The organism is Klebsiella sp. P1CD1, from assembly GCF_003790505.1.
GTDB lineage: Bacteria > Pseudomonadota > Gammaproteobacteria > Enterobacterales > Enterobacteriaceae > Klebsiella > Klebsiella variicola.
The window spans coordinates 3,319,297-3,344,177 of record NZ_CP033631.1 but is presented as its reverse complement, the minus strand read 5'-3'; the positions used below and the strand labels follow the sequence as shown (position 1 = coordinate 3,344,177).

Here is a 24,881-nt window from a genome sequence, read left to right as displayed (position 1 = left end):
GAGGACAAGGGAATGCGCAACGTGCGAGTGTATGAGGAAGCCTGGCCGCTACATACCCCTTTTGTGATCGCCCGCGGCAGCCGCAGCGAGGCAAAAGTGGTGGTGGTGGAACTGGAGGAGGACGGTGTGAAAGGGGTGGGCGAATGCACGCCTTATCCCCGCTATGGCGAGAGCATCGCTTCGGTCATGGCCCAGGTGATGGCGATCGGCGAGCAGCTGGAAGCGGGCCTCACCCGCGAACAGCTGCAGCGGCTGCTGCCGGCAGGCGCCGCGCGCAATGCCGTTGACTGCGCGCTGTGGGATCTGCAGGCGCGGCGCGAAGGCAAAACCTTGTCCCAGTTGCTGGGCGTGGCGTTGCCCAACCGGGTGATCACCGCCCAAACGGTGGTCATTGGTACGGCGGATCAGATGGCGGCCAGCGCCGCGGCGCTGTGGCAGAAAGGTGCCCAGCTGTTGAAAGTGAAGCTTGACGACCGGCTGATCAGCGAGCGGTTAATCGCTATCCGTCAGGCGGCGCCGGAGGCTACGCTGATTGTCGACGCCAATGAATCCTGGCACAGCGAGGGGCTGGCGGCGCGCTGTCAGCTGCTGGCGGACCTCGGCGTGGCGATGCTCGAGCAGCCGCTCCCGGCTGACGCCGATGCGGCGCTGGAAAACTTCGTTCATCCGTTACCGATTTGCGCCGACGAGAGCTGCCATACCCGGGAGAGCCTGCCGCGGCTGCGCGGGCGCTATGAGATGGTCAATATCAAACTGGATAAAACGGGCGGTCTGACCGAAGCGCTGGCTCTGGCCGGGGAGGCGGAACGGCAGGGGTATGCGCGGATGCTGGGCTGTATGCTCTGCACCTCGCGCGGGATCGCCGCCGCGCTCCCCCTGGTGCCGCTGGCGCGCTTCGCCGACCTCGACGGCCCGACATGGCTGGCGGTGGACGTTGAGCCGGCGCTGCGGTTCAGCACCGGCGTGCTTCATCTTTAAGCCTGCCAGCGCAGCAGATCGGTCATCGCCGGCAGGTAACGCTCCGTTGCCTCGTCGGCGGAGACCGGCGGGAACTCGGCGGTGATGCAGGGGAGCCCGATATCCGCGCACCAGCTGCCAAAGGAGCCCGGCGTGTCGTAGCCCACGCTGCCCACCAGCGGCAGGGAGAAGGCGTCGGCCAGCCAGTGCCCCAGCGGGCTGTGGCCCGGGTCTTCGATACAGGCCAGCGGATCGTGAAAGGAGACCACCCACGCCGGATGGATCTGGTGGATCAACTGACACAGGGCCTGGGTCTCCCGCTCCGAACCCGGCTGCTCGCCGGTCAACAGCACCACGTCGCGCTCCTCTGCCGCGCTGTTCCAGCGATAAACCGTTTCCCCTTGTTTCCAGTTAGCGGCCGGAAAGTTACGGTTGAGGTCAACGCCGCGGGCGTTGGCACGTAGCCCGAGCTGGCAGCCGTCAGGATTGACCGTCAGCACCACGTGGTGGCGGCGCAGCTCGGGTTTCAGAGTGCGCAGGGCGCAGGAGAGGGTCACAATCGACGAATTTTCATCACCGTGGGTGCCGGCAATAATCAGGCCGCTACGGCTGTCGGCCTGCGGCGCAGGAAACCACAGCAGCGGCGCGCCCAGTTCCGAGCTGCCGTACTGCCGGGTTCCCGGCGGAAAGTCGCCGCGCTGGGGGCGAGGGCGTGAAATAGACATAGGGCTTCCTGTGTGTCGTTATTATTGAGTGTTGGCGAAAAGCGTGTCGGGATCAAACCCATTCCCTGAGGCGTGAAATCCGACGACACATCAATTTTCTATCATATGTCGTTTGCAATTTCAGGTGATGAAACAAATAATTATCGCTCTGTTGGCGGTATTTTTTTCATTTTAAAGGGGATCTTATGAAGTATCCTGTCGCTTTGACATGCGGCGCGCTGTGGTTAGCCAGCGTATCTTCTTTGGCCTGGGCGGCGGACGTACCGCCGGGCACGGTACTGGCGGAAAAACAGCTGTTAGTACGCCATATCAAAGATGAACCCGCCTCGTTAGATCCCGCCAAAGCGGTGGGCCTGCCGGAAATCCAGGTGATCCGCGATCTGTTTGAAGGTTTAGTCAATCAGGATGCGAAAGGCAACCTGGTTCCAGGCGTGGCGACCCGCTGGCAGAGCAACGATAACCGTGTCTGGACCTTTACCCTGCGCGATGACGCGCGCTGGTCCGACGGCACGCCGGTTACCGCCGCGGATTTCGTCTATAGCTGGCAGCGTCTGGTGGATCCGAAAACCACTTCGCCGTTCGCCTGGTTCGCGGCGCTGGCGGGGATCGCCAACGCGCAGAACATTATCGACGGCAAAGCCGCGCCGGAGACCCTGGGGGTTACCGCCGTCGATGCCCACACTCTGCGGGTGCAGCTGGATAAACCACTGCCGTGGTTCAGCAACCTGACCGCCAGCTTTGCCTTCTACCCGGTACAGAAGGCGAATGTCGACAGCGGCGCGAACTGGACGCGGCCCGGCAGCCTGGTGGGCAACGGCGCCTATGTTCTGAAAGACCGTGTGGTCAATGAGAAGCTGGTGGTGGTGCCGAACACGCACTACTGGGATAACGCCAAAACGGTGATCCAGCAGGTCACCTTTGTGCCGATTAACCAGGAGTCCGCCGCCACCAAGCGCTATCTTGCAGGGGATATCGATATCACCGAGTCTTTCCCGAAAAATATGTACCAGAAACTGCTGAAGGATATTCCGGGGCAGGTGTATACCCCGCCGCAGCTGGGTACCTACTATTACGCTTTCAATACCCAAAAGGGGCCGACGGCGGATGAGCGGGTACGGCTGGCGCTGAGCATGACCATCGATCGCCGGGTGATGGCGGAGAAAGTACTGGGGACCGGGGAAAAACCGGCCTGGCGCTTCACGCCGGACGTGACGGCGGGCTTCACCCCCCAGCCGTCACAGTTTGAGAGCATGAGTCAGGCTGAGCTTAATGCCCAGGCGAAAGCCCTGCTGGCTGCCGCTGGCTATGGCCCGAATCGTCCGCTGAAGCTGACGCTGCTGTATAACACCTCTGAGAACCACCAGAAAATTGCCATCGCGGTGGCGTCGATGTGGAAGAAAAACCTCGGCGTGGAAGTGAAGCTGCAGAACCAGGAGTGGAAAACCTATATCGACAGCCGTAACACCGGCAATTTCGACGTGATCCGCGCTTCGTGGGTGGGGGACTACAACGAGCCGTCCACCTTCCTGTCGCTGCTGACCTCCACCCACAGCGGAAATATTTCGCGCTTTAACGATCCGGCGTACGACAAAATCCTCGCCCAGGCGGCGGTAGAGAATTCGGCCAAAGCGCGTAACGACGATTACAACGCGGCGGAAAAGATCATTATGGTCAAAGCGCCGATCGCGCCGATCTACCAGTACACTAACGGCCGGTTGATTAAGCCGTGGCTGAAAGGCTACCCGATCACCAACCCGGAAGATGTGGCCTACAGCCGTACCATGTATATCGTGAAGCACTAATCGGTCGAGGTTGCCTGACAATGTCAGGCAACCCTTGCTACGCCGGTAGCGAAAAGCCCATCAGGTCTGCCGAAGAGGAGTAATACCGAGCCGTTGCCTCCTCCATCACGCTCGTAAGCAGTTCGTTAACCTTTATCTTATGTCCGGGCAAATTTCGCCGCGCTTTGGCAATAATTTCCCCATCGCTAAGCGGCCGCTCGGCGCTGCCGAGGGGTTTGTAGCGTTCCTGCACTGCACATTCACCACGGCTGTTTGTGACCACAACGCGCGCGCCAGGCTGGCGTGCCGGACCGTTCATTCGTTGTGTAAATTCAGGTGTGACAGTGGCCGTGACTTTATCCGCCAGCGCCAGCAAGGCTGGGTTTTGCATATTGTCTTCAGTATACCAGTCGGCACCCGGCGCCAGGCCAGCGGCGATCGCTGCCAGCGTCCACGGCAGGCTGAACTGCGCGTCGGTCACCGTTTGCGGCCGATAGTCCATCATATCATTGACCAGGCGGGGGAAGCTTTGTACCTCAATGGTGCGGAGATCCGCAACAGACCAGCCGGTCTGCTGCATGATGCCCTCCATGCATTCCAGCGCGCAGGCCAGCCAGCGGCAGGCGGGATATCGCTTAAAGCTACCGTAGCCAGCGTACCAGTGACTGCCGAGCTCATCGGTCAACCTGTCTGGCGCGAACTGGTCGGAGCCAATCATCCGCCAGAAACCCTGTTCGCCATCGAGTACATCAAGGCTGCCGCTGAGGCCTTGCTGCGCCATGATCACCGCCTGCACGGCGGCTTGCGCGGCGGGCGCCACGGCATCTTTGAGCGACAACAGCGGCCGTTGTCGCCAGTTATACTGGTGCAGGCTGGGGAGCGGTGTTAACGCGGCGGCCAGGCCCACCGCGTGATGTAATTGCTCAGGGTTTAACCCCAACAACCGACCGGCCACCACGGCTGCGCCGATGGATTGATGCTGCGCCACGCCGTAGACCTGGCTGAAGCGTTCTGCCGAAGGCTGGATGGCGTGGATGAGCCGGTTATTCACCTCGAAACCGGCCGCCAGGGTGGTAATCAGCACGTCCTGAGCTACCGGCTCAGGATTGAGGTCAAGCGCAACCATCGCGGCGGCAACCAGTGTGGCCCCCGGATGGCCGAGCCCTTTGCCGTCGATCTCCACACCGTCATCGTGATCCAGGCCGTTTATCATGGCGGCGTTCGCGAACGCGGCCGCCAATGGGCTGAAACCGGACTCACCGAAGACGCTACAGTGACCGTTTCCACCAAATAGCCGGGAGGCGCGTATCATCGGTTCGCTGACCCGGTGGCCACTGGCCGCCCAACCGCAGGCGAGAGCATCCAGTAAATGCAGTCGAATTTTGCGCCGAACGGGAGCCGGGATAGCTGGCGCAGATAAGGTACTGGCAAAATTGACCAGCTGGCGTGTTGCGGAAATAGTCATGGTTACTCAACGTTTGAAGTAGCGGCTGCGGATCCGGCGCTCGGCATAGCTTGCCAGCAGTGACAGCGGAAGAATGGTGGCGACGAAAAACAGCGCCACAAAAGTCAGTGTCTCCAGAGGGCGGAAGGTGGCGGTACTCAGCCGTTGCCCTTGATAGAGGATCTCACCCGTTGCGATATAACTCGCCAGCACGGAATTCTTAACCGACATCACGCACTGGCTGACAAACGCCGGTAAAATTCGCAAAAAGGCTACCGGCGCGGTAATGCGAACTAATACTTTCAGCGGTGACATCCCCACCGACAGGCCCGCTTCGACCAGACCATGATCGACCGATTGCATACCAGAACGAAATATTTCAGCGAAAAATACGCTGCCATATAACGAGATGGCGAGGACACAGGTCAGATACGAGGAGAGGGTCAGGCCGAACAAAATGGGCAGACAGTAGTAGGCCCAGACAATCAGCACCAGAGGGGGGATTGAACGCACAATCTCAATCAATCCCTGGGTGGGTAAGCGGATTACCGCCCTGGACGCGCCGCGCAACGGGGCCAGCAGCGCTCCGCCAAGAATGCTTAACGTGACTGAGGCCAGTACAATTTTAAAGGTGGTCAATATCCCTTCCAGCAAAACCGCGTGATATTGCCACAGTATTGAGAAATCCCAGTGATATGACATTAGCGCAGCTCCTCTGCCGTTACGCCGGACAGCGTCATAAAGCGTCGGATAGGGGCATCGGGCGGCCGTGACCAGATCTCCTGAGGGGATGCTTCTTCCACCAGTTTGCCATTATCCATCAACAGCAGCCGACTACATACCTGCAGGGCAAAACGCATTTCATGGGTAACCACCAGCATGGTGGTGCCGCTGGCCGCCAGTTCGGAAATAACGGACAGCACCTCCCCGACAGATTCCGGATCGAGTGCGGAAGTGGGTTCGTCGAACAGGATCACTTGCGGCGCCATGGCCAGGGCGCGGGCGATAGATACCCGCTGCTGCTGACCGCCTGAAAGTTGAACCGGGAAGTCTCCGGCTTTTTCTTGCAGGCCCATACGTGTGAGCAGCGCCATGGCTTTTTCGATGGCTTTTTTACGCGGCACGCCCTGGACCTGTACCGGACCTTCAATAATATTCTGCAATACACTGCGATGTGGCCACAGATTAAAGTGCTGGAATACCATCGTCATTGAGGCACGCTGACGCGCTAATGTGCGCTGTGTGACCTGTTTTCTCTGCGCGCCGTGAAAGCCTATTTCTTCCTCACCCAGCCAGATATGCCCACTATCCGGAACTTCAAGCATGTTCAGGCAACGCAGCAGGGTGGATTTACCCGCGCCGCTGCGGCCAATGATGCCAATCACCTCCGAGGGACGAACCGCGAAAGAAACATCATCTATAATTTTATTACCTGAAAATGATTTGCTAAGCGCTTCAATTTTCAGTAACGGTAATAATGATTGTGGGTTCATCAGAGTTATTTCGCTGGGTGAGTATATTTCTGCCATATTTTTTTCAGCGTGCCGTCTTTATCCAGCTGTTCGAGCCGTCCATTCAGCCACGCCTGTAATTCCGGTCGTTCTTTACGCAGGCCCATATTGGTTGCCTGTTCTTTGACCGGCTGTGGAATAATCATCGTGCCCTGATGACGCTTTTGAATATATTGCGCCATCTGGATATCGTTAGTGACGATGGCATCCGCGCGGCCGCTCTCCATCTGGAGCTGCATGTTGTCGCTATCGGGAACGATAATCCACTGGGCTTTGTCCAGTTGAGGCTGCAGCAGCGTGACGGCTGCCGAGCCATCAATCGCGCTGAGCCTGGTCTGCGAAGTGTTGATGGTGTCCCAGCGCTGATATTTCTGCGTCTCTTTTTCCAGAGTCAGGACGCCCATCTGGTGCGAGCCCATAGGGCGGGTAAAGTCGACGGCTTTGGCCCTTTCTGGCGTATTATTAAAACCACCTAAAATATCGAAGCGGTTGGACTGTAAACCCGCGACGGCGGTGCCCCATTGCGTATCAACGTATTCAATCTTGATATCGGTGTTTTTAAATATCGCCTGCACAACATCCGGAACCAGCCCGGTCCACTGGTTGGTCAGCAGATCTTTCTGATACCACGGCGGTGCGTTGACCGCACCGACGCGGATCACATGGTCTGGCAGAATCGTATTGATTTCTTCCCCGGCCTGAGCAGGAGACTGGGCTAAGAACATCCCCGGTATAAGCAACAATATCGACATGAAGCGTGACGTGAAAAATTTCATTTTATGCCCCCTGGTGAATATAATTATGGATTCTATAACCCTGAGTGCATATTTTTTAAATGCATAATCAGCATATCGTTATCAGGAAAATGGCAATGACACCCAAGCAACTCGAGGTCTTTATCAGTATCGTTCAGCTAGGTTCAGTGACAGCGGCAGCGGCGCAGCTGGCCATGTCGCAGCCTTCGGTGAGTAAAAGCCTGGCGCTTATCGAGCAGCAGATGGGGTTCAGCCTGTTTGAGCGCTATCAAGGGAAGATGCAGCCAACCGCGGAAGCCAGAGCGCTGTATAAAGAGGCGCTGCGCGTGCATCAGGACCGGCTTCGTTTTGAACGTTTTGTTGATCACATCCGCCAGTATCGCGTTGGTCAGTTGCGGGTCTGTGCCACGCCTGCGCTGGCGCTGAATATATTGCCGCTGGCGGTGGCGCGTTTTCGGCAGAGCTTTCCGGATTATGGTGTGGTGGCGGATATGTGTCTCAACAATGAAATTGAGACGGCGGTTGAAGAAGGGCGTTACGATCTCGGTTTTCTGGTGAAACCCGGCTACGAACCAGAGGAGAACCCGTTGGCCATCTGCCGGGGTGAAATGGTGTGTGTGCTGCCCGGGCAGCATCCGCTGGCGCAGCAGACGGAAATCCATTGGCAGGATATCCCGACACGCGACCTGGTGTATATCACGACCGACGCGCGGCTGGTTGCCATGATTGCCGAAGAGGTGCCGGCGTTCCGCCAGCGCCAGGTGGCGGCGGTAGAAACCAACCGCTACAGCATGGCGATTAATCTTGTCAGACACGGCAACAACAGTATGACTATTGTTGACAGTTTTTCTCTACAGGGCGTCGACACCAGCGGTCTGGCGGTGCGGCCGTTCCGTCATGCGTTGCCGGTGTCTGTCGTGGCGGTGACGGATGGACATAGCACCCTGTCGCAGCCGGGCGAAGTGTTTGCGAAAGTGATGACGGAATTAATGGCTGAAACGTGAGATCAGCGTGAGGCTCTGTGGCTGGCCGCTCATGCAGGTTCATCACTATTCTGCAACGCGAACTTTCACCCCCAGTCACTGCGCGTTAACCCACCGGGAGTGGTGTCTGTGGTTTACCGCCAGGCCGCCTTCCAGTACTTTTGTTGAATAGTAGAGGGAAGGGAGCGGATCGATGCATCTGGATTTTCGCCAGTTACGCAATTTTGTGGCGCTAGTGGAGTACGGCAGTTTTAATCGTGCGGCGGAGGCGGTTTGCCTGTCGCAATCGGCGTTTAGCCGCAGCATTCAGGCGCTGGAGCAGAGTGTCGGTCATCCTTTATTCGACCGCCAGAGCAAGCTACCGACGCTCACGCTGCATGGGCAAAAGCTGCTGCCTTATGCGCGCCGTTTTCAGGAACTCAATATTGAGCTCAGTAGCCAGCTGCGTGAGGCGGACGATGCGCAAAATGGCGAGGTCGCTTTTGGCTGCGGCCCGGCTCCCGGCGCGAGGCTGATTCCGGCGGCCATCGGTGAGTTTCATCGTCTTTTGCCGCAGGCGAGGGTGCGTTTTCACATTGATAACTGGCTTGCTCTGCATCAGGCGCTTACCTCCCAGCACTATCCTTTTGTGGTCGCCGATAGCTGGCAGGCCGAGCTTGACCCGCAGTTACGCGTGCAGCCGCTTAGCCCACAACGCTGTTTCTTTGTCTGCCATGCCGAACATCCGCTGGCAAAACAGGGGACGATCTCGATTCAGGAGATGTTGCGCTACCCTTTTGCCGCCCCCTATTTGCCGCCGGGGGTACGCAAGGTACTGGCGACCCTCAGCCAGCAACAGGACTTTACGCCCGCGATCCAGTGCGACCATATTTACGCGCTGCTTTCCACTCTGGCGCAAACCCACGCGATAAGCTTCGCCAGCGAGGACGGCTTCGCGTTGTGCCAGCACAGCCATCGGCTGGTGAAACTGGAACTTAGCGATCTGCCAGATGAGTGGCGGCTAATGCAGACCCGGTTTGCCATTATCTCCCCGGTTCACGCGATTCAGCCGCCGCTGGTTGAGAGGCTGATTGAGATTATCCTCCACACCGACCGTCAGCATCAGCTTCAGCTGCTGGCGCAGGAGGAGGGGGATTAACCGGCGTTTTTCGCCTCACCTTTGGCATCGTACGGTGGCCAGCGGTTTTCCAGTTGCTGCGTTTTCAGCGCCTGCTCGACAAACTGGCCGTCCACCCACTGCTTAACGTCAAAAGCGCTGCGGATCAGACGACCCGATTTAGCCTGCTCGACGCTACTGCTGAAGCTGTCGGTCAGGAACGGGTCAATACGCGGTGAGGTGGTAAAGTTCAGATCCTGTGGCTGCAGCGCTTCCAGAAATAACGCCTTGGGGATCTGGCTTTGCTGCGCCATCTCGGCAGACCAGGCGTCTCGATTCGCCGGATCGCTGATTTCAGCGGCATTCTTCACCAGCACATTAACGATCTGCTGAGTCGCCTGCGGCCAGGTCTCGATAAACGTCTGCGTGCCGAGGAACCCCGCCTGAGTGGTGTTCTGGCGGCCTGAATCGCCGCTTTTAACCACCACATCAATTTTGTCGCCGCGTAGCGCCAGCAGGGAGACGCCTCCCCATACCGCATCGACGCGACCGGCCGCCAGCGCCGCTTTACCCGCGTTCCAGTCAAGGTTGATGACCTGCAAACTGCGCTCATTGAGGCCGGCGGTTTGCAGCGCCCGGTCAAAGGCCAGCTGGTCCGCCGTACCGCGATAGACCGCCACCCGTTTGCCTTTCAGGTCGGCCAGCGTTTTAATACCCGAGGCTTTGGTTACCGCGAGCCAGGATTCCGAGCCGCGGCTGCCCAGAAGCAGGCGTGTCGGCAGACCATTGGCCTTACCGATAATCGCCGCCAGATCGCCGAGGTAAACAAAATCAAGCTGTCGGTTGGCTAACGCTTCATTCACCGCCGGGCCTGCCCCCTTGAAAAACTGCCACTGTACTTCCACACCCTGCGGTTTAAACACCTCTTCCAGCTGATGGCGGATAAACGCCATGCCGACCGGCCCCTCAATAAAAGGTTGACTGCCGGCGCTCTGATCCGGCACGCCGATGCGAATGGTTCGTAGCGTCTCGGCTTGGGCGTTTACCGCCAGACCGATGACCGCGACCAATGCCATCAAGCTGCGGCTAAAAAATGCTTTCATCATAACGTATTGCTCCCTTGAGTTTTTTTCTCACCCTAAAGAGCCGGCGGGCCGTGTGTTAAATGCTTTTATTCGCCAAGCATGGGTGAAAAAAAGCTAAATCAGACGCCGCGTGCTCGCCAGGCTGAAATGCATTCGATGCATCGGGATTATTCGCCTTACGCAATAGCGGGGCAGCGTGAGTCACGTTTTCATAGCGGCATCACTTTCCGATGAGTGGACCGATATGTCGCAGATGATCTTAAGAACCGATGCCCCTGGCAGGCCGTGTTTCCGGCTTAACGGCTGGCCGTGGCTGCTGCCAGCGCTACTGTTGTTGCTGTGGTACATCGCCGCCCGCGAGGGATGGATGCCCGCGCAAATTTTGGCCGCCCCGTCGGTGGTTGCCGATACCGCATTGTCGCTGCTGAGCGGCGATCTGCTGGCGCAGTGGGGATTTAGTCTCCAGCATCTGGCGCTTGGCCTGCTGCTGGGCGCCATCGCCGGCACGCTGCTCGGGGCGCTGTTTGGCCTGGTGCCAGCGGCCGCGCAGCGGGTGGAACCGCTGTTCTACGCGCTGGCGCAAATTCCGACGCTCGGTTGGATCCCGCTATTGATGGTGCTGTTCGGGATTGATAACGGCCTCAAGCTGGCGGTTATCGTGAAAACCACTGTGGTGCCGATGACCATCAACACTCAGCAGGCGGTAGCCAGCGTGCCGCAGACCCTGAGCGAAGCCGGCAGGGTGATGAACTTCTCCCGCTGGCAGCGGCTGCGCTGGCTGGTGATCCCGGCAAGCCTGCCGGGCTGGTTTACCGGTCTGCGTCTGGCGCTTTCGCAGGCCTGGGTATCGCTTATCGTTGTCGAGCTGTTGGCTTCTTCCGAAGGTATTGGCTACCTGATGGTCTGGGGCCGCCAGCTGTTTCAACTGGATATCGTCTTTGTCACCATCGCGGTGGTTGGCCTGAGCGGCATGCTGATGGAGTGGGCGGCGAATCGGGCCTGTTCCCGACTGGTGTTCTGGCCGCAGCCAGCCGCCGGACGCCTGGCGTGGAAACCGCAGGCCAGCTGGTGGGCGTTACCGCTGCCGATAGTCCTGCTGGCGCTGTGGCAGCTGGCCAGCCAGTGGGGCTGGATTGATAGCGGATTATTCTCTTCGCCGCTGGCGGTGGCGGCACGTTTTGTTCAGGGGATCCTGAACGGAGAGCTGAGCGCCGCGATGCTGGCCAGTCTGGGGAGAGCGGTTGTCGGCGGCGCGCTGGGGATTGCCGGCGGTTTGCTCTGCGGACTGCTGCTGGCGCTGCGCCCACGCGCCGGACAAATTTTTACCCCCACGCTTAACGTGCTGCGCCATATTGCTCTGTTTGCCTGGCTGCCGCTGCTGACGGCATGGGTGGGTAACGATAACGGCGGCAAAATCGTCTTTATCGCGCTGGCGTCGTTCTTTCCTATGTTCTTCAGCACTCTGCAGGCGGTGCTTCAGCGAAACCCGCAACTCGATGAAGTCGCCAGGGTGCTGCGGCTGGGCGAATTCGCACGCCTGCGCCGGGTCATTCTTCCCGGTGCCGCGCCTGGGATCTTTGCCGGTCTGCGGCTGGCGCTGATTTACGCCTGGCTTGGCAATATCGGCGCGGAATATTTCATGTCCTCCGGCGTCGGGATCGGCAGCCTGATGATCAATGCCCAGCAGCTGCTGGATATGCCCACTATTCTCTGCGGCATGGTGCTGGTCGGTATCACCGGCGCGGCGCTGGATAAAGCCGGACGTTTACTGGAAATGCGCGCCACCCGCTGGCGTCAACAGGAGCAGTTATGACCTCTTCAACTCTGGTCTCTTTTCGCCACGTGCGTAAATCCTGGCAACAGGTGACGGCGCTACAGAATTTCAACCTGGATATCGCCGCCGGTGAACTGGTCGCGCTGGTGGGCAGCAGCGGCTGCGGTAAATCGACGCTGCTACGGATGCTGGTGGGCCTTGAGTCTGCCACCCAGGGGGATATTTGTATTAACGGCGAGCCGGTCACCGGCGTGGGCAAAGAGCGCGGCATTGTGTTTCAGGAGCCGCGCCTGTTCCCGTGGCTTAACGTGCTCGACAACGTGATGCTCGGTCTGGCGGATGAAAAGCTCACCCGGGCGACGAAGCGCCAGCGGGCACTGGAGATGCTGGCGCGCGTGCAGCTCAGCGAGTTCGCCAGCGCGCTGCCCGCGCAGCTTTCCGGCGGCATGGCCCAGCGGGTGGCTATTGCCCGCGGTCTGGTGGCCCGCCCGCAGATCCTGATGCTCGATGAGCCTTTCGGCGCGCTGGATGCCCTGACGCGTCACACCCTGCAGCAGGAACTTTTACAGATCCACCAAAGCGCGGGAACCACCACGTTACTGGTGACGCACGATGTGGAAGAGGCCGTCGCCCTGGCCGATCGCGTCGTCGTGCTCTCCCCGCGTCCGGGGCGGATACGAGAAATCGTGAACCTGGCGCTGCCTCATCCGCGCCAGCGTGATGATGACTCGTTTACCGCCGCCTGCCGCCACATTCGCAACCTGATTACTTCTGTCTGATTTTATTATTTAAGGAGCAACATATGGGACATCCTTCCGTTTACCCGACCAGCGCCACCCTTTACGATCCGCAGCGCGCCTGGAGCGGCTACACCCTTTTCCAGGCCACCGAACACGGCGCGGTACTGGTGGATATGAATGGTCACGTGGTGCGGGAATGGCCTGAACTGCATGGGTTTCCCAACAAAATTCTGCCCGGCGGCGCCATCCTTGGCCACAGCGGCGAGCGCGACCCGCGCTATGGCATGCAGGATATGCTCGATCTGATCCAGGTGGACTGGGAGGGCAACGTGACCTGGAAATTCGACCACTACGAACAGGTCAGCGACCCTGGCAATGAAACGCGTTGGATGGCGCGCGCTCATCACGACTATCAGCGAGCGGGTAACCCCGTCGGCTACTACGCGCCGGGGCTGGAGCCGCAGGTCGATGGCGGCAATACCCTGATCCTCGCCCACACCAATCTGGTGAATGAAGCGATCTCCGACAAGCTGCTGCTGGACGACACCATTATTGAAGTCGACTGGCAGGGCAATGTGGTCTGGGAGTGGCGCTGCAGCGACCATTTTCATGAGCTGGGCTTCGACGATGCGGCGCGCACCGCGCTGTACAATAACCCGAATATGCGCGCCAGCGGCGGCGGAATGGGCGACTGGATGCATATCAACTCGATGTCGGCGCTGGGGCCGAATAAATGGTATGACGCCGGCGATGCGCGCTTTCATCCCGACAACATTATCTGGGACGCCCGCGAATCCAATATTATCGCCATTATCGATAAGCAGAGCGGCAAAATAGTCTGGCAGCTCGGCCCGGACTACAGCAAACCGGAGCTGAAGCACATCGGCTGGATCATCGGCCAGCATCATGCGCATATGATCCCCCAGGGGTTGCCGGGCGCGGGCAATATCCTGATTTTCGACAACGGCGGTTGGGCCGGATACGGTGCGCCTAACCCGGCATCGGCGGATGGGGTGAAAAACGCCTGGCGCGATTATTCACGGATCCTTGAGATCAACCCGCTGACCCTCGATATTGAGTGGCGCTACTCGCCTTATGAAGCGGACCTGCCGCAGCCGACTGATTCATACCGCTTCTACAGCCCGTATATCAGCAATATGCAGCGCCTGGAAAATGGCAATACGTTGATTAACGAAGGTTCGAACGGCCGTATTTTTGAAGTGACCCGCGATCACGACATTGTCTGGGAATATATTTCGCCGTTCTGGGGCAAGACGCTGAATAATAATATGGTTTACCGCGCCTACCGCATTCCTTACGCGTGGATCCCGCAGCTTGCGCAACCGCAGGAGACGCCGATTGCGGCAGTTGATGTCCGCACTCTGCGTCAGCCGGGCGCGGCGGCGGCGGGCCCGGCGCAGAGCGTGGTGCGCGTGGCGGGCGTACAGCCGTACAGTAAAAGCGCCGATGCGCTGTGCGTCGCAACCGATAACGATACTCTGCGCCGCAGTCCGAAGCTGTTCCGCGTTGCGGAAAGCGCATTCCGGCCGATAAGCGCGGCGAGTGAACTGGAGGGTGAACGACCCGTGCTGCTGTTCGTTGGCGCGGAGCGCTGTGTGCACTGCCGTAAACTCTGGCAGCTACTGGCCCATGAAAAACTCAGCCAGCGGATTGCTCAGTTTGAAACGCGCTATCTGGATGCCGACCTGCATCAGGAACTGGCCAGCGACCTCGGCGTACGCGGCCTGCCGACGCTGCTGTTGATAACATCGGGGCAGCCGATATCGCGCGCACCGACGCAATACTCAGTGGAAAGTCTGCTCAACTGGTTGAACAGTGTCAGTTTGTGATGCTGCCCGGGTAAGAGGATAACTGTGGCGCTGCGGCTTGCAGCGCCAGTTTCTCCCTCTCTCCCTCTCTGGCTACAGCAGAAAGCGCACTTTTCTGGCAGTATGGCCGACTGATACCAGGTCCAACCCTCTGAAAGCGAAGCATCAGAAGATCTCATCTGCTGGGTTTTTGTCATGATGCTCAACGTATTCGGCAATCATGCCATCCGGATGCCGAACCAGCATGTTCCAGCCGGTGGGCACGGCCTTCACCGGATTGATAATCGTTGCTCCGGTGGAAGGCAGATGTTTCTCCCAGGCGGTAATGTCGTTGACCAGGAAAGTGGCCTCGGTGGCGCGAAAAGGCGCCAGGCTTTGCTCGGTTCCGCCGATTAAAAGCACTGAACCCACCTGCGCCAGTTTGAGATCGTATTCGGGATAGTCGAAACGCAACCTTGCCTTCTGCGCGATAAGGTTTTCATAAAACGAAACGGTCTCTTCAAAGCGGGTAATCAGCACGCATCGACGGACCAGGATATTGAGGACTTTCATTACGCCTCCTTCGCCATTGACTGAGAGTTAGCGTAGCAGCCCTGAGGTGGAAAGGAATGCTTAAGCGTTTTGGAGGTATTTCAACAACAGGCGTGGGTAGGCGAAGAAAAAGGGTTTGCGTAGCAGGGAAATATGCGTTTTTTTAACTCGTTACGAAGCGGTGCTGTATTATAACTTTATGATCACATAGGTAAGTCGCAAAATTGATACTGATATCAGATCATTTCCGCCTCGCCTAACAATTTGCATGGTTCGGAATTAAGCGAAAGCTCTGAGTTCAGACCCCTCCACCAACCGCTACCGGTGGTCTGCTGCCTGCAGGCAACCTCAGCTACATTCGCAATGTATCAATGACCGCTCTCAGCGCGGGCGACACATTGCGGTGCGGGTAATAGAGAAATGAACCTTCCAGACGCTGGCTATAACGCTGGAGCACCCGGATAAGTGTGCCCTGGGCTAGATCGTCGGTAATCAGCTCTTCCGGGACATAGGCCAGCCCCAGACCGAGCCTCGCCGCTTTGGCCTCCATATAGCTATCGGCGAAAGCCCACTGTCCCTGAGGCGGGTGGGCGATTTTTTTGCCATCCACATTAAGTTCCCAGGCGTAAAGGCTGCCGTCGCCGAACTGATAAGCGATGCAGGGGTGGGCGACTAAATCGGCGGGCGTTTGTGGAAAGCCGTAGCGGCGAAAATGTTCCGGGGTACCGACAACAGCCATCTCCATATCGGGCGAAATGCGTACCGCAATCATACCACTCCCGACTTCCGGGCCCAGACGCACGCCCGCATCGAATCGCTCCGCAATAATATCGACAAACCGGCTTTCGCTGATCAGTTCCAGTCTGATATCGGGATAGCGGTGTTTAAATACTGCCAGCTTCGGCAGCAGGACTTTATCAATGGCATGCTGGCTGGCATTGATGCGTACCGTACCGGAGGGCGTTTGACGATAGTGGGCCAGCGTGGCGAGTCCCATATCTAAGGCGTCGAAACCGGATTCGACATTGTGATAGAGCTGCTCACCCGCCTGAGTGAGCGACAACCGGCGGGTGGTGCGCACCAGAAGCTGAACGCCCAGCCGCTCTTCGAGTTCGCGAACCGCACGGCTTACCCCGGACTGCGCCAGGCCAAGTCGTTGCGCTGCGGCGGTAAAACTGCCTTCCCGCACCACCTGCATAAACAGATAAAGGTCATTATAGTTTTCCCGTTTCGCCATTCTCCTGCCTCGTCATCCACATGCCATTTAGAACAATATGGTATTAATCTTAGCATTTTTCACCCCCTAATAAGAACCATTACTGCTGGCTACACTAAGCGCACGACAACAAAGCACAGCAGCGTTGTCTACTGGAGACTTGCATTGATCACGTTTATTTAGGGGAATTTTGATGACGGTTTTCACCAAAAAACTGACAGCCGCGATACCCGCCATGCTGCTTTGCGCCTCATTAACTGGAGTCACAACGATGAGCTCTGCTGAGACAACTAACCCGAATGCGCCTGTTTCATTGATTGAAAAATGGGATAAAACGTTTGCTGAGAGTTCGAAAGTGGATCACCGTAAGGTGACCTTCCAGAACCGCTACGGGATAACCTTAGTTGGCGATCTCTACCTGCCGAAGGATCGCGGTGAACGCAAACTGGCAGCTATTGCCGTGAGCGGTCCCTTCGGCGCGGTAAAAGAGCAGTCCAGCGGCCTGTATGCCCAGACGCTGGCCGAACAGGGGTTTGTCACCCTGGCGTTTGACCCATCCTATACGGGCGAAAGCGGTGGCTACCCACGCAACATGGCCTCACCGGATATCAATACCGAGGATTTCAGTGCCGCGGTGGACTTTCTGGGCCTGCAAAAAGAGGTGGATCGCAACCGTATCGGTTTGCTCGGCATTTGCGGCTGGGGCGGTATGGCCCTAAACGACGCGGCGATGGATACCCGCGTCAAAGCGGTGGCGACCAGCGTCATGTATGACATGAGCCGCGCGATGGGTCATGGGGTAGGCGATGGCAAAGACCGCTACACGACAGCCGACCGCCGAGCGGTACTGCAGTACTTGAACGCGCAGCGCTGGAAGGATGCGGCAAACGGCACTTCCGCCCCCGGTGGGCATGACATATATGTTGATGAGAAAGGCAACGTCAGCGCTGCCGATCGTATTTTGCCGGAAACCTTGCCCGCCAACCCCAATCCGGTCCTGAAAGAGTTCTTCGATTATTACCGTATGCCGCGAGGTTTCCATGCGCGTTCGGTTAATTCAACCGGGGCTTGGAATGCGACGATGCCGCTGTCGTTTATGAATATGCCGCTGCTGAGTTACGCCAGCGAAGTGACTATTCCGACGCTTATTGTGACCGGCGAACAAGCCCATTCACGCTATTTTGCCGAAGATGCCTTTAAGGCGATCGGCAGTAAAGAGAAAGCGCTGGTGATTGTCCCTGGCGCAAACCACGTCGATCTCTATGACAACGTCGCGGGCAAAATTCCCTTTGCTACATTCACTCAATTTTTCAAAACCAACCTGCAATAGCTCTCCTGTGCCGGAGACATCCCCAAAGCCGCCTGCAGGCGGCTTCGTTTTGTCGGAGATAAATAATGTCTGGATTACATAACACCCGCGCATACTGGAGCGGCGTCCTGGCGATGACGCTCTGCGTATTTGTGCTCATTGCCTCAGAATTTATGCCGGTCAGTCTGTTGACACCCATCGCGGGTGATTTACACATTACCGAGGGATTAGCAGGCCAGGGGATCGCGCTTTCTGGCGCGCTGGCGGTATTGACCAGCCTGACGATTTCCCGTCTTACCGGGTCGCTGGACCGTAAATGGCTGTTGCTGGGGCTCACGGCGTTGATGGCGGCCTCAGGATTGATGATTGCCCTGGCGTCCAGTTTCCCGGTTTATATGCTGGGCAGAGCGCTCATCGGGATCGTCATCGGCGGCTTCTGGTCGATGTCGGCGGCAACGGCCATTCGGCTGGTGCCGCAGCGCCAGGTCCCCCGCGCACTGGCCATCTTTAACGGCGGTAACGCGCTGGCCACCGTTGTGGCAGCGCCGCTGGGCAGCTACCTGGGGGCCACCGTCGGCTGGCGCGGCGCCTTTTTATGTCTTGTTCCGCTGGCGATGGTAGCCTTCATCTGGCAATGCGTTAGCCTGCCGTCGATGAAAAGCCAGCGCGCACCACAGCGGCAGGGAACCGTGCTGCGTCTGTTCCGCCGCTCGACGGTATCCCTTGGATTGCTGGCCTGCGGGCTGTTCTTTATGGGGCAGTTTACCTTATTTACCTATGTGCGACCGTTTCTGGAGACGGTGACCCGGGTCAGTTCTTCTGGTCTGCCCCTGATATTACTGGCGATTGGCGTCGCTGGTTTTGTCGGCACGCTGCTCATTTCGACCGTTCTGCACGCCCGGTTTTATCTGACGCTGGTGGCTATCCCTTTGATTATGGCTGCGATTGTCGGAGCGCTTTTGCTGGCCGGGCACCATACCGGTGCCGTCACCGTACTGTTAATCCTGTGGGGCCTGCTGGCGACGGCGGCGCCCACCGGCTGGTGGACATGGATTGCGCGGACGCTGCCCGAAGATGCGGAGGCGGGCGGTGGTCTAATGGTTGCTGTGATCCAGCTATCGATTGCCCTCGGGTCAACGGCAGGCGGCCTGGTGTTTGATAGTCTGGGATGGCACAGCACGTTTGCACTGAGCGGTCTGTTATTGCTGGGCGCGGCAGGGGGGACTTTTCTGCTCTCTATCAAAATCAGATCATCTCAGCGCACTGCGATTAATGAATTGAATACATAAGTCAAATCAGGAATGACAGGCTAATCGTGACCGCGCTCCTGTCTTACCATGGTGTTTTAACAAGAGGGGAGCTTCATCGTGGAATATTCTGTATTAAGTAACAACCTTAAAATGCCGATGCTGGGTTTTGGCGTTTTTAAGGTGACCGATAAAGCAGAGTGTAAGCAGTCAGTGCTGAACGCCATTCGTACCGGCTACCGCCTTATCGATACCGCTGCCGTCTACGATAATGAAGATGCGGTGGGTGAAGCCGTTCGCGAAGCCATCGCCGAAGGTCTGTGTACCCGTGAGGCGCTTTTTATAACCTCCAAACTGTGGGTCCAGGACATGGCCAACACCGGGATGGCGAAAGCCGGGATTGCCGCGTCCTTAAAAAAATCCGGGCTGGAATATTTCGATCTCTATCTGTTGCATCAGGCGATGGGCGATTATTTCAGCGCCTGGCGTGCGCTGGAGGAGGCTTATGAGGTCGGTACCCTGAAAGCGATTGGCGTCTCCAATTTCTACCCCCATGTGTTAGCTAACTTCTGCGAAACCGTCAGAATTAAGCCGATGGTGAACCAGGTTGAACTGCATCCTTATTTCGCGCAGCCTGCGGCGCTGGAAACCATGAAGCATTATCACGTTCAGCCTGAAGCCTGGGCGCCGTTAGGCGGCGGAAGACATCACCCGTATGAAGATGAAATGCTGCAGGGGATTGCCGATGCCCATCAAAAAACCATTGCGCAGGTCATCCTGCGCTGGAACGTGCAGCGTGGTGTCACGGTGATCCCTAAATCCACCCGCCAGGAGCGTATTGAAGAGAACTTTGCCATCTGGGATTTCTCGCTCACCACGAGCGAAATGGCGCAAATCGGCGCCCTGGATTTAGGCTATGTCGGCGAAGCGGTAAAACACTTTAATCCTGAATTCGTTCGTGGCTGTCTGGGGGTGAAAATCCACGACTGACCGCGGCACCGATTGGCTCCATCTTCATCTCCCCGCCTGCGCCGCGGCGACGGGCTCGGTATGCTGATTAGCGCCCACGCGTTTGCCGCGACGGTTGTCAATGCGGTAGTCGATCGTCACGGGCTGCGGGCCGGCGGGGGTGACGGTCAACTCCCTGACCATTTGGCCAGCGTCGGGCGGCAGGGTCAGCGAGGTTTCTCCCTGAGCGAGCATCTGGCCATTTTGCCTGACCTGCCAGGTCAGGCGGCAATCCTCGCAGGCTGCCCAGGTATCGTTAACCGCCCACAGGCGCACCGTCGCCGGGCTTCCCTGACGCCAGCTGGCGGTCACCGGCTCGATGGACGGCAGGATCGGCTGATAGGCGCGCTGCAGGGCATAGTAACCGGCCTTCGGCTGGCGCAGATAATCCACCACCCCCCAGTTGATGGAGGGCCATGTCTCGACAAACATAAAGTGGAACAGGGCGGTCACCGGCTGATAACGCTGGCGGCGATAGCTCTCCGCCGCCAGCGCCACCAGTCTGGCCTGATATGCCTGGGTGTTTTCAATCATCTCCTGAATATTGTTGCCTCGTGGAATACCGGCAAATTTAAAGGTCTGGAAAGGCTGAAAATTATGGTACTTCCATCGCACCCAGCCGGGGTCGTCGGCAGCGGTGGTTTTCGGCCACAGCAGACGGGCCGGGATAATGGTCTTCAGGGTGGAGAGGCGGGGCAGCGCCTGGGCGCCAAACTCGGTAATAATCCCGGTTTTCGCCGGGGCGAGCAGGTCGCGCAGGGTGCCGAAATACCAGCCTGCCCAGTAGTGCTCTTCGACAGCGGAAAAGCGATGCACGATGCGGGAGGTATCTTCCGCCAGCGCATCGCCCACCCGCTGCGTCAGGGTCTGATTTAAGGTTTTACGCCAGTCGGGGAAGCGTTTTTCCATCCACGGCGAGTTCCACGGCGGCTCGTTGTGGCCGCCCCAGACAATAATCGCCGGTGAATTGCCGAACTGGTCCATCATCGCCCGGGTCTGGCGCACAGCGTTCTCGGCGAAGGCGGCGCTGTCATCGTAACCCCATTGCAGGGGGACATCCTGCCAGATCATCAGTCCCATCTCATCGGCCACCTCATACAGCGCGCGCCCCGCCACGTGGCCGTGAACGCGGATGGCGTTGGCGTTCATCGCCGTGACAAGCCTGAAATCCCGACGGTACTTTTTCCGCGTCATGGTGCTTAGCCATGGGGAGCCAATATAGTTGCTGCCCTTAATGAACAGCCGTCTGTCGTTGATGCGCCAGCCCTGATTATCCGCCAGCGCTTCCACCTTACGTAATCCGGTGCGGGTGACGGCGGTATCCATCATCCCCCGGTTATCCGTTAGGGTGGCGCGCACCCGGTAGAGGTTCGGCTTGCCTGCGCCCACGGGCCACCAGAGCTTCGCGGACGGCATGGGCAGCGAGACGTGCAGGACGCCTGCGGTTTTCTCCAGAGTGACCGCGAAGGCCTGGTGAAAACGTGGGCCGGAAAAATTGTCCGGGGTAGCCGTCAGGCGTAGCGTGACGGGGCCGGGCGTCACAGCCCGATAGCGGATTTCGGCACGCAGCATGGGCTGCTCCAGCCCCTGTTGCCAGTCCGGGCGCAGGATCACCTCGTCGATGGTGACGCCGCGGCTCAGATGGAGCTTCACTGGCGCCCAGATCCCCCCGGAGTTGGCATCCTGCCCCTGAACCGACCAGGCGCCGCCCGGGCGGGTGTCGTGCTGATTCAGGATCCCTTTCATCAGCGTTTTGTGCAGCGGCCAGATCTTTTGCGGGTCTTCATAGGGGCTGTCGACCCGCACGGCGAGCTGATTATGGCGGCGTACGGCCCCGCTGATGTCCACCGGGAAGCGCTGAAAATAGCCCTCGTGTCGGGCCAGCGTCTTGCCGTTGAGCGCCACCTCGGCAAAGTAATCGACGCCGTCAAACACCAGGGTAGCCATGGCATCCGGCGACAGGCCATGCAGGGTAAACTGATGGCGATACCACAGGGCGCCCTGATGATCGTATCCAGCGCTGTACCAGTTTGCCGGTACTCGCAGCGTGCGCCAGTCGCCATCCGAAGCCTGCGCGCCGTCGAAGGCGCTGTCGTTGGCGTCATGCACCCGCCATTGTCCGGCCAGTGACCAGGTCACCGGCGCAGAACCGGCATGCGCCAGCGGCAGGCAAACCATCAGCAGCAGAAGGCGTTTAACGATCACGGAGGACCTCCTGCGATCTGCGATGTAGCCACCGGTGGCAGCCTGTGGTTGCCTCGGCCAGCGCGTCGCGCAGGTCATCTGGCACGGTCTGGCCGGGCGACGTCGCCCGGCTCTCCATTTGCTGGAGCACCCCGGCAAGGCGTTGAAAGCCGAGGGTGACCGCCTCGCCACGCAGTTTGTGGGCGATACGGCGCCACGTCTCCCTGTCATTAGTATCAATGGCGTGGGTGAGGGCGATGATCGCAGCATCAAGCCCTTCAGCGAAGAGTCCCAGCAGCTCCTCGACCAGCTCAGGATCGTCTGCGCACTGTTTTAGCAGGTGGGCCTCGTCCGGCAGGCCTTTCTCTTCCTCCAAACCGCTATCTTCCGCTGCGCCGACGCGGGCGATGGCTTCCCGTAGCGCCTCAAGACTCACTGGTTTGGCGATATAGCCGTCGAAGCCCATCGCCAGACAGCGCTCTCTATCGCCCTGCATGGCATGGGCGGTCATGGCCATCGCGAGCTGATGTTGCCTGCCCAGCGCCGGCGTCTCTTCGCGCAGCAGGCGGATGGCGGTTTCACCGTCCATCTCCGGCATTTGCAGATCGATCAGCAGTAAATCCCAGCAGGCGGCGCGCCAGCGCTCCAGCGCCTCCCGGCCGTTGCTCACCACCTCGCAGCGGTGACCCAACTGCTCCAGCAGCCGTCTGGCGACCTTTTGATTAACCAGGTTGTCCTCAGCCAGCAGGATATGCAGCCCGGTCTGGTCCCTGACCGGTTCCGCAACGGGGGCTGGCGCTGTCGCCACCACAGGCGTGGGAAGGAGAATACCGGCGATAACCTGATGCAGTTCGCGCTGCGCCACCGGTTTATGCAGATAGTGGGCGATACCGATGCGCTTAAGCATATTGGCGTCAAAATGGCGGCTCATGGAGCTGAGCATAATGATCTGGCTCTGCCGGGCCTCGGGCAGGGCGGAGAGCTCCAGTGCCAGGGATACGCCGTCCATATCCGGCATCTGCGCGTCGAGCAGGATCAGCGGCCAGGGCGGCCCTTCGGCGGCCCGGCGTAGCGCCTCGCCGGCGTTGTCCACGCAGCTTGGCATCAGCCCCATCTGGCGAAGCATGGTGTCGAGCAGGCGCAGGTTGGTGCTGTTGTCGTCAACCACCAGCACCCGCTGGTTGTTGAAGCGGCTCAGCGGAGCGCTACCGGAGGCCGCGGCGTGCAGGCCTTCCAGCGGCAGGGTGAAGGCAAATTCGCTGCCCGCCCCGGGCTGGCTCTCCACCATCAGCTCGCCGCCCATCAGGCTGACCAGGCGGGCCGAAATGGTTAACCCCAGCCCGGTGCCGCCGTAGCGGCGGGTGGTAGAGCTATCGGCCTGGCTGAAGGCCTCGAAGATCGCCTTTTGCTTCTCCGGGGCGATGCCGATGCCGGTATCGCGTATGCGAAAGCGCCAGCGGCTTTCGTCGTCGGCCGGCGCAATCGCCAGCAGAACCTCCCCCTGATGTGTGAACTTCAGCGCATTACCCAACAGGTTAGTCAGGATTTGCCGCAGCCGGGGGCCATCGACGATCAGCACCTCCGGTACCGCAGGTGAGATGTCCACCAGCAGCTCAATGCCCTTTTCGCTGGCGGCAGGCATATGCGGGCGGATCAGCGACTGGATAAAGGGGCGGATCTCCAGCGGCTCTTCGTCCACCTGCATCTTGCCCGACTCAATGCGTGAGAAATCAAGAATGTCGTTAATAATGTGCAGCAGCGACTGGGCTGAGCTCATCACCAGCGAAAGGTACTCCCGCTGCTCCGCGGTCAGCGGCGTATCGAGGCAGAGCTGCGTCATACCGAGAATGCCGTTCATCGGGGTGCGGATTTCGTGGCTCATATTGGCGAGGAAGGCGCTTTTCGCTTCGTTCGCCTCGCGGGCCTCCTTCGCCGCCTCAATGGCCAGCAGCTCTGCGGCTTTGCGCCGGGTAATATCCTGCAAGGTGCCGATCACCCGCTCTGCCTGCTGCTGCATGTTGAGGGTGACGATCTGCCCTGAGAGCAGCATCCAGCGCCAGCCCTGCGTCGGGTGCTGGACACGAAGTTCACATTCAAAAACCGGCATATGCTCGTTTTGCGAGGCGATCATCGCCTGTTGCAGGGTAGTGCGATCGTCCTCGTGGACCAGATTGAGCATAAAACGCAGCGGATAGCGCCACTGGGCCCGCGACTGGCCGACCATCGCCAGCAGGGTGTCATTCACCTGCAGGTTGTCGTGGGAGACCTGCCAGTCCCAGATACCGATCTGGATCGACTCCGCGGTGAATAAAAAGTCGTCATGAAGCTGGTGACGTGAGCGCCGGGCCTCGTCAAGCTCGGTGATGTCGGTATGCAGGCTGACAATCCCGCCATCCGCCAGCCGCTGATGCTGAATGTAAATCCGGCGGTTGCCCGACTGGCGGACCTCGCAGTGGTTCGTCTGGCGGCAGTTGCGGATAATCGCCTCGCGCAGCGTCTGTTGCCGGCCTGGGTCGATGTTATATCCGGCATCGATAAACTTCTCGGCCAGGCTCTCAATAGTGGCGCCGACGGCGAGCCAGGGTGCGATCGTTGGATAAAACAGCGCCACCTTATCATTCCAGGCCTGCAGCCGTTCGCGATCATCGTAGATCATCACCGCTGAGGGCAGGAGGTTGAGGTCGGTACGGTTAGCGGCATGCATGA

General features: G+C 58.9%; 21 protein-coding genes. 11 read left to right on the top strand and 10 right to left on the bottom strand.

Features of this window, described 5'->3' with window-relative positions:
- Positions 1-12: 12 nt before the first annotated feature.
- Positions 13-978 (top strand): L-Ala-D/L-Glu epimerase, encoded by a 966-nt coding sequence (ycjG, locus tag DTA24_RS16665; RefSeq protein WP_123836967.1) that lies wholly within the window; start codon positions 13-15, stop codon positions 976-978.
- Here the strand turns inward: ycjG and mpaA are convergent.
- Complete coding sequence (gene mpaA, locus DTA24_RS16660; protein ID WP_008805227.1) at positions 975-1,682, bottom strand: murein tripeptide amidase MpaA; 708 nt, start codon at positions 1,680-1,682, stop codon at positions 975-977. The two genes, ycjG and mpaA, sit on opposite strands and share 4 nt — an antisense overlap.
- A 72-nt stretch (positions 1,683-1,754) precedes the next feature.
- Here mpaA and DTA24_RS28270 point away from each other — a divergent pair, with 72 nt between their 5' ends.
- Positions 1,755-1,871, top strand: coding sequence for a hypothetical protein (locus DTA24_RS28270; protein ID WP_012542015.1), 117 nt, complete (start codon positions 1,755-1,757; stop codon positions 1,869-1,871).
- Positions 1,868-3,484: a peptide ABC transporter substrate-binding protein gene (locus DTA24_RS16655; protein ID WP_008805226.1), complete on the top strand. Its 1,617-nt coding sequence runs from the start codon at positions 1,868-1,870 to the stop codon at positions 3,482-3,484. Before DTA24_RS28270 ends, DTA24_RS16655 begins: the two co-directional genes overlap by 4 nt.
- 37 nt (positions 3,485-3,521) lie before the next feature.
- Here the strand turns inward: DTA24_RS16655 and DTA24_RS16650 are convergent, their stop codons facing one another.
- Genes DTA24_RS16650 through DTA24_RS16635 form a run of 4 tightly spaced genes read right to left on the bottom strand, consistent with a single transcriptional unit; the run spans position 3,522 to position 7,194 of the window.
- The gene (locus DTA24_RS16650; RefSeq protein ID WP_123836966.1) at positions 3,522-4,928 is read right to left on the bottom strand and encodes an MmgE/PrpD family protein; all 1,407 of its coding nucleotides are present in this window, start codon (positions 4,926-4,928) and stop codon (positions 3,522-3,524) included.
- A gap of 6 nt (positions 4,929-4,934) precedes the next feature.
- Positions 4,935-5,609 carry an amino acid ABC transporter permease gene (locus DTA24_RS16645; RefSeq protein WP_012542012.1) on the bottom strand — a complete coding sequence of 225 codons (675 nt, stop codon included), beginning with the start codon at positions 5,607-5,609 and terminating at the stop codon, positions 4,935-4,937.
- A complete protein-coding gene (locus DTA24_RS16640; RefSeq protein ID WP_044612817.1) occupies positions 5,609-6,400 on the bottom strand; it encodes an amino acid ABC transporter ATP-binding protein in 792 nt (263 codons plus the stop codon). The genes DTA24_RS16645 and DTA24_RS16640 overlap by 1 nt, the downstream gene beginning before the upstream one ends.
- A 5-nt stretch (positions 6,401-6,405) precedes the next feature.
- A complete protein-coding gene (locus DTA24_RS16635; protein ID WP_016160850.1) occupies positions 6,406-7,194 on the bottom strand; it encodes a substrate-binding periplasmic protein in 789 nt (262 codons plus the stop codon).
- A gap of 95 nt (positions 7,195-7,289) precedes the next feature.
- Here DTA24_RS16635 and DTA24_RS16630 point away from each other — a divergent pair, with 95 nt between their 5' ends.
- The gene (locus DTA24_RS16630) at positions 7,290-8,177 is read left to right on the top strand and encodes a LysR family transcriptional regulator (protein ID WP_008805221.1); all 888 of its coding nucleotides are present in this window, start codon (positions 7,290-7,292) and stop codon (positions 8,175-8,177) included.
- A 172-nt stretch (positions 8,178-8,349) separates the two neighbouring features.
- Entirely contained in the window at positions 8,350-9,294 is a 945-nt protein-coding gene (locus DTA24_RS16625) for a LysR family transcriptional regulator (RefSeq protein ID WP_012542009.1), read from the top strand.
- On the opposite strand, the gene DTA24_RS16620 is transcribed toward DTA24_RS16625, so the two are convergent.
- Positions 9,291-10,358 (bottom strand): ABC transporter substrate-binding protein, encoded by a 1,068-nt coding sequence (locus DTA24_RS16620; RefSeq protein WP_063106101.1) that lies wholly within the window; start codon positions 10,356-10,358, stop codon positions 9,291-9,293. The genes DTA24_RS16625 and DTA24_RS16620 overlap by 4 nt on opposite strands.
- 223 nt (positions 10,359-10,581) lie before the next feature.
- On the opposite strand from DTA24_RS16620, the gene DTA24_RS16615 reads away from it, so the two are divergent.
- From DTA24_RS16615 to DTA24_RS16605, 3 genes are read left to right on the top strand one after another with little or no spacing between them, the layout of a single operon-like run.
- Positions 10,582-12,150, top strand: coding sequence for an ABC transporter permease (locus tag DTA24_RS16615; protein ID WP_123837187.1), 1,569 nt, complete (start codon positions 10,582-10,584; stop codon positions 12,148-12,150).
- Positions 12,147-12,890, top strand: a complete 744-nt coding sequence (locus DTA24_RS16610; protein WP_008805217.1) for an ABC transporter ATP-binding protein — start codon at positions 12,147-12,149, stop codon at positions 12,888-12,890. Before DTA24_RS16615 ends, DTA24_RS16610 begins: the two co-directional genes overlap by 4 nt.
- 23 nt (positions 12,891-12,913) lie before the next feature.
- Complete coding sequence (locus DTA24_RS16605) at positions 12,914-14,701, top strand: aryl-sulfate sulfotransferase (RefSeq protein WP_123836965.1); 1,788 nt, start codon at positions 12,914-12,916, stop codon at positions 14,699-14,701.
- 144 nt (positions 14,702-14,845) lie between these two features.
- Here DTA24_RS16605 and DTA24_RS16600 read toward each other — a convergent pair whose 3' ends face one another.
- Positions 14,846-15,232: a VOC family protein gene (locus DTA24_RS16600; RefSeq protein ID WP_012968423.1), complete on the bottom strand. Its 387-nt coding sequence runs from the start codon at positions 15,230-15,232 to the stop codon at positions 14,846-14,848.
- Positions 15,233-15,563: 331 nt separating this feature from the next.
- Positions 15,564-16,448: a LysR family transcriptional regulator gene (locus tag DTA24_RS16595; RefSeq protein WP_023340007.1), complete on the bottom strand. Its 885-nt coding sequence runs from the start codon at positions 16,446-16,448 to the stop codon at positions 15,564-15,566.
- A 172-nt stretch (positions 16,449-16,620) separates the two neighbouring features.
- On the opposite strand from DTA24_RS16595, the gene DTA24_RS16590 reads away from it, so the two are divergent.
- From DTA24_RS16590 to DTA24_RS16580, 3 genes are all read left to right on the top strand, one after another.
- Positions 16,621-17,757 (top strand): alpha/beta hydrolase, encoded by a 1,137-nt coding sequence (locus tag DTA24_RS16590; protein ID WP_032746716.1) that lies wholly within the window; start codon positions 16,621-16,623, stop codon positions 17,755-17,757.
- Between the two features lie 65 nt (positions 17,758-17,822).
- Positions 17,823-19,025 carry an MFS transporter gene (locus DTA24_RS16585; protein WP_123836964.1) on the top strand — a complete coding sequence of 401 codons (1,203 nt, stop codon included), beginning with the start codon at positions 17,823-17,825 and terminating at the stop codon, positions 19,023-19,025.
- A 78-nt stretch (positions 19,026-19,103) separates the two neighbouring features.
- Entirely contained in the window at positions 19,104-19,973 is an 870-nt protein-coding gene (locus DTA24_RS16580) for an aldo/keto reductase (RefSeq protein ID WP_049139188.1), read from the top strand.
- Between the two features lie 24 nt (positions 19,974-19,997).
- Here the strand turns inward: DTA24_RS16580 and DTA24_RS16575 are convergent, their stop codons facing one another.
- Together DTA24_RS16575 and DTA24_RS16570 are read right to left on the bottom strand one after the other, a co-directional pair.
- On the bottom strand, positions 19,998-22,196 hold the full coding sequence (locus DTA24_RS16575; protein ID WP_086893082.1) for a glycoside hydrolase family 2 protein: 2,199 nt from the start codon (positions 22,194-22,196) through the stop codon (positions 19,998-20,000).
- Positions 22,186-24,879 (bottom strand): response regulator, encoded by a 2,694-nt coding sequence (locus DTA24_RS16570; protein WP_123836963.1) that lies wholly within the window; start codon positions 24,877-24,879, stop codon positions 22,186-22,188. Before DTA24_RS16570 ends, DTA24_RS16575 begins: the two co-directional genes overlap by 11 nt.
- Positions 24,880-24,881: the final 2 nt, after the last annotated feature.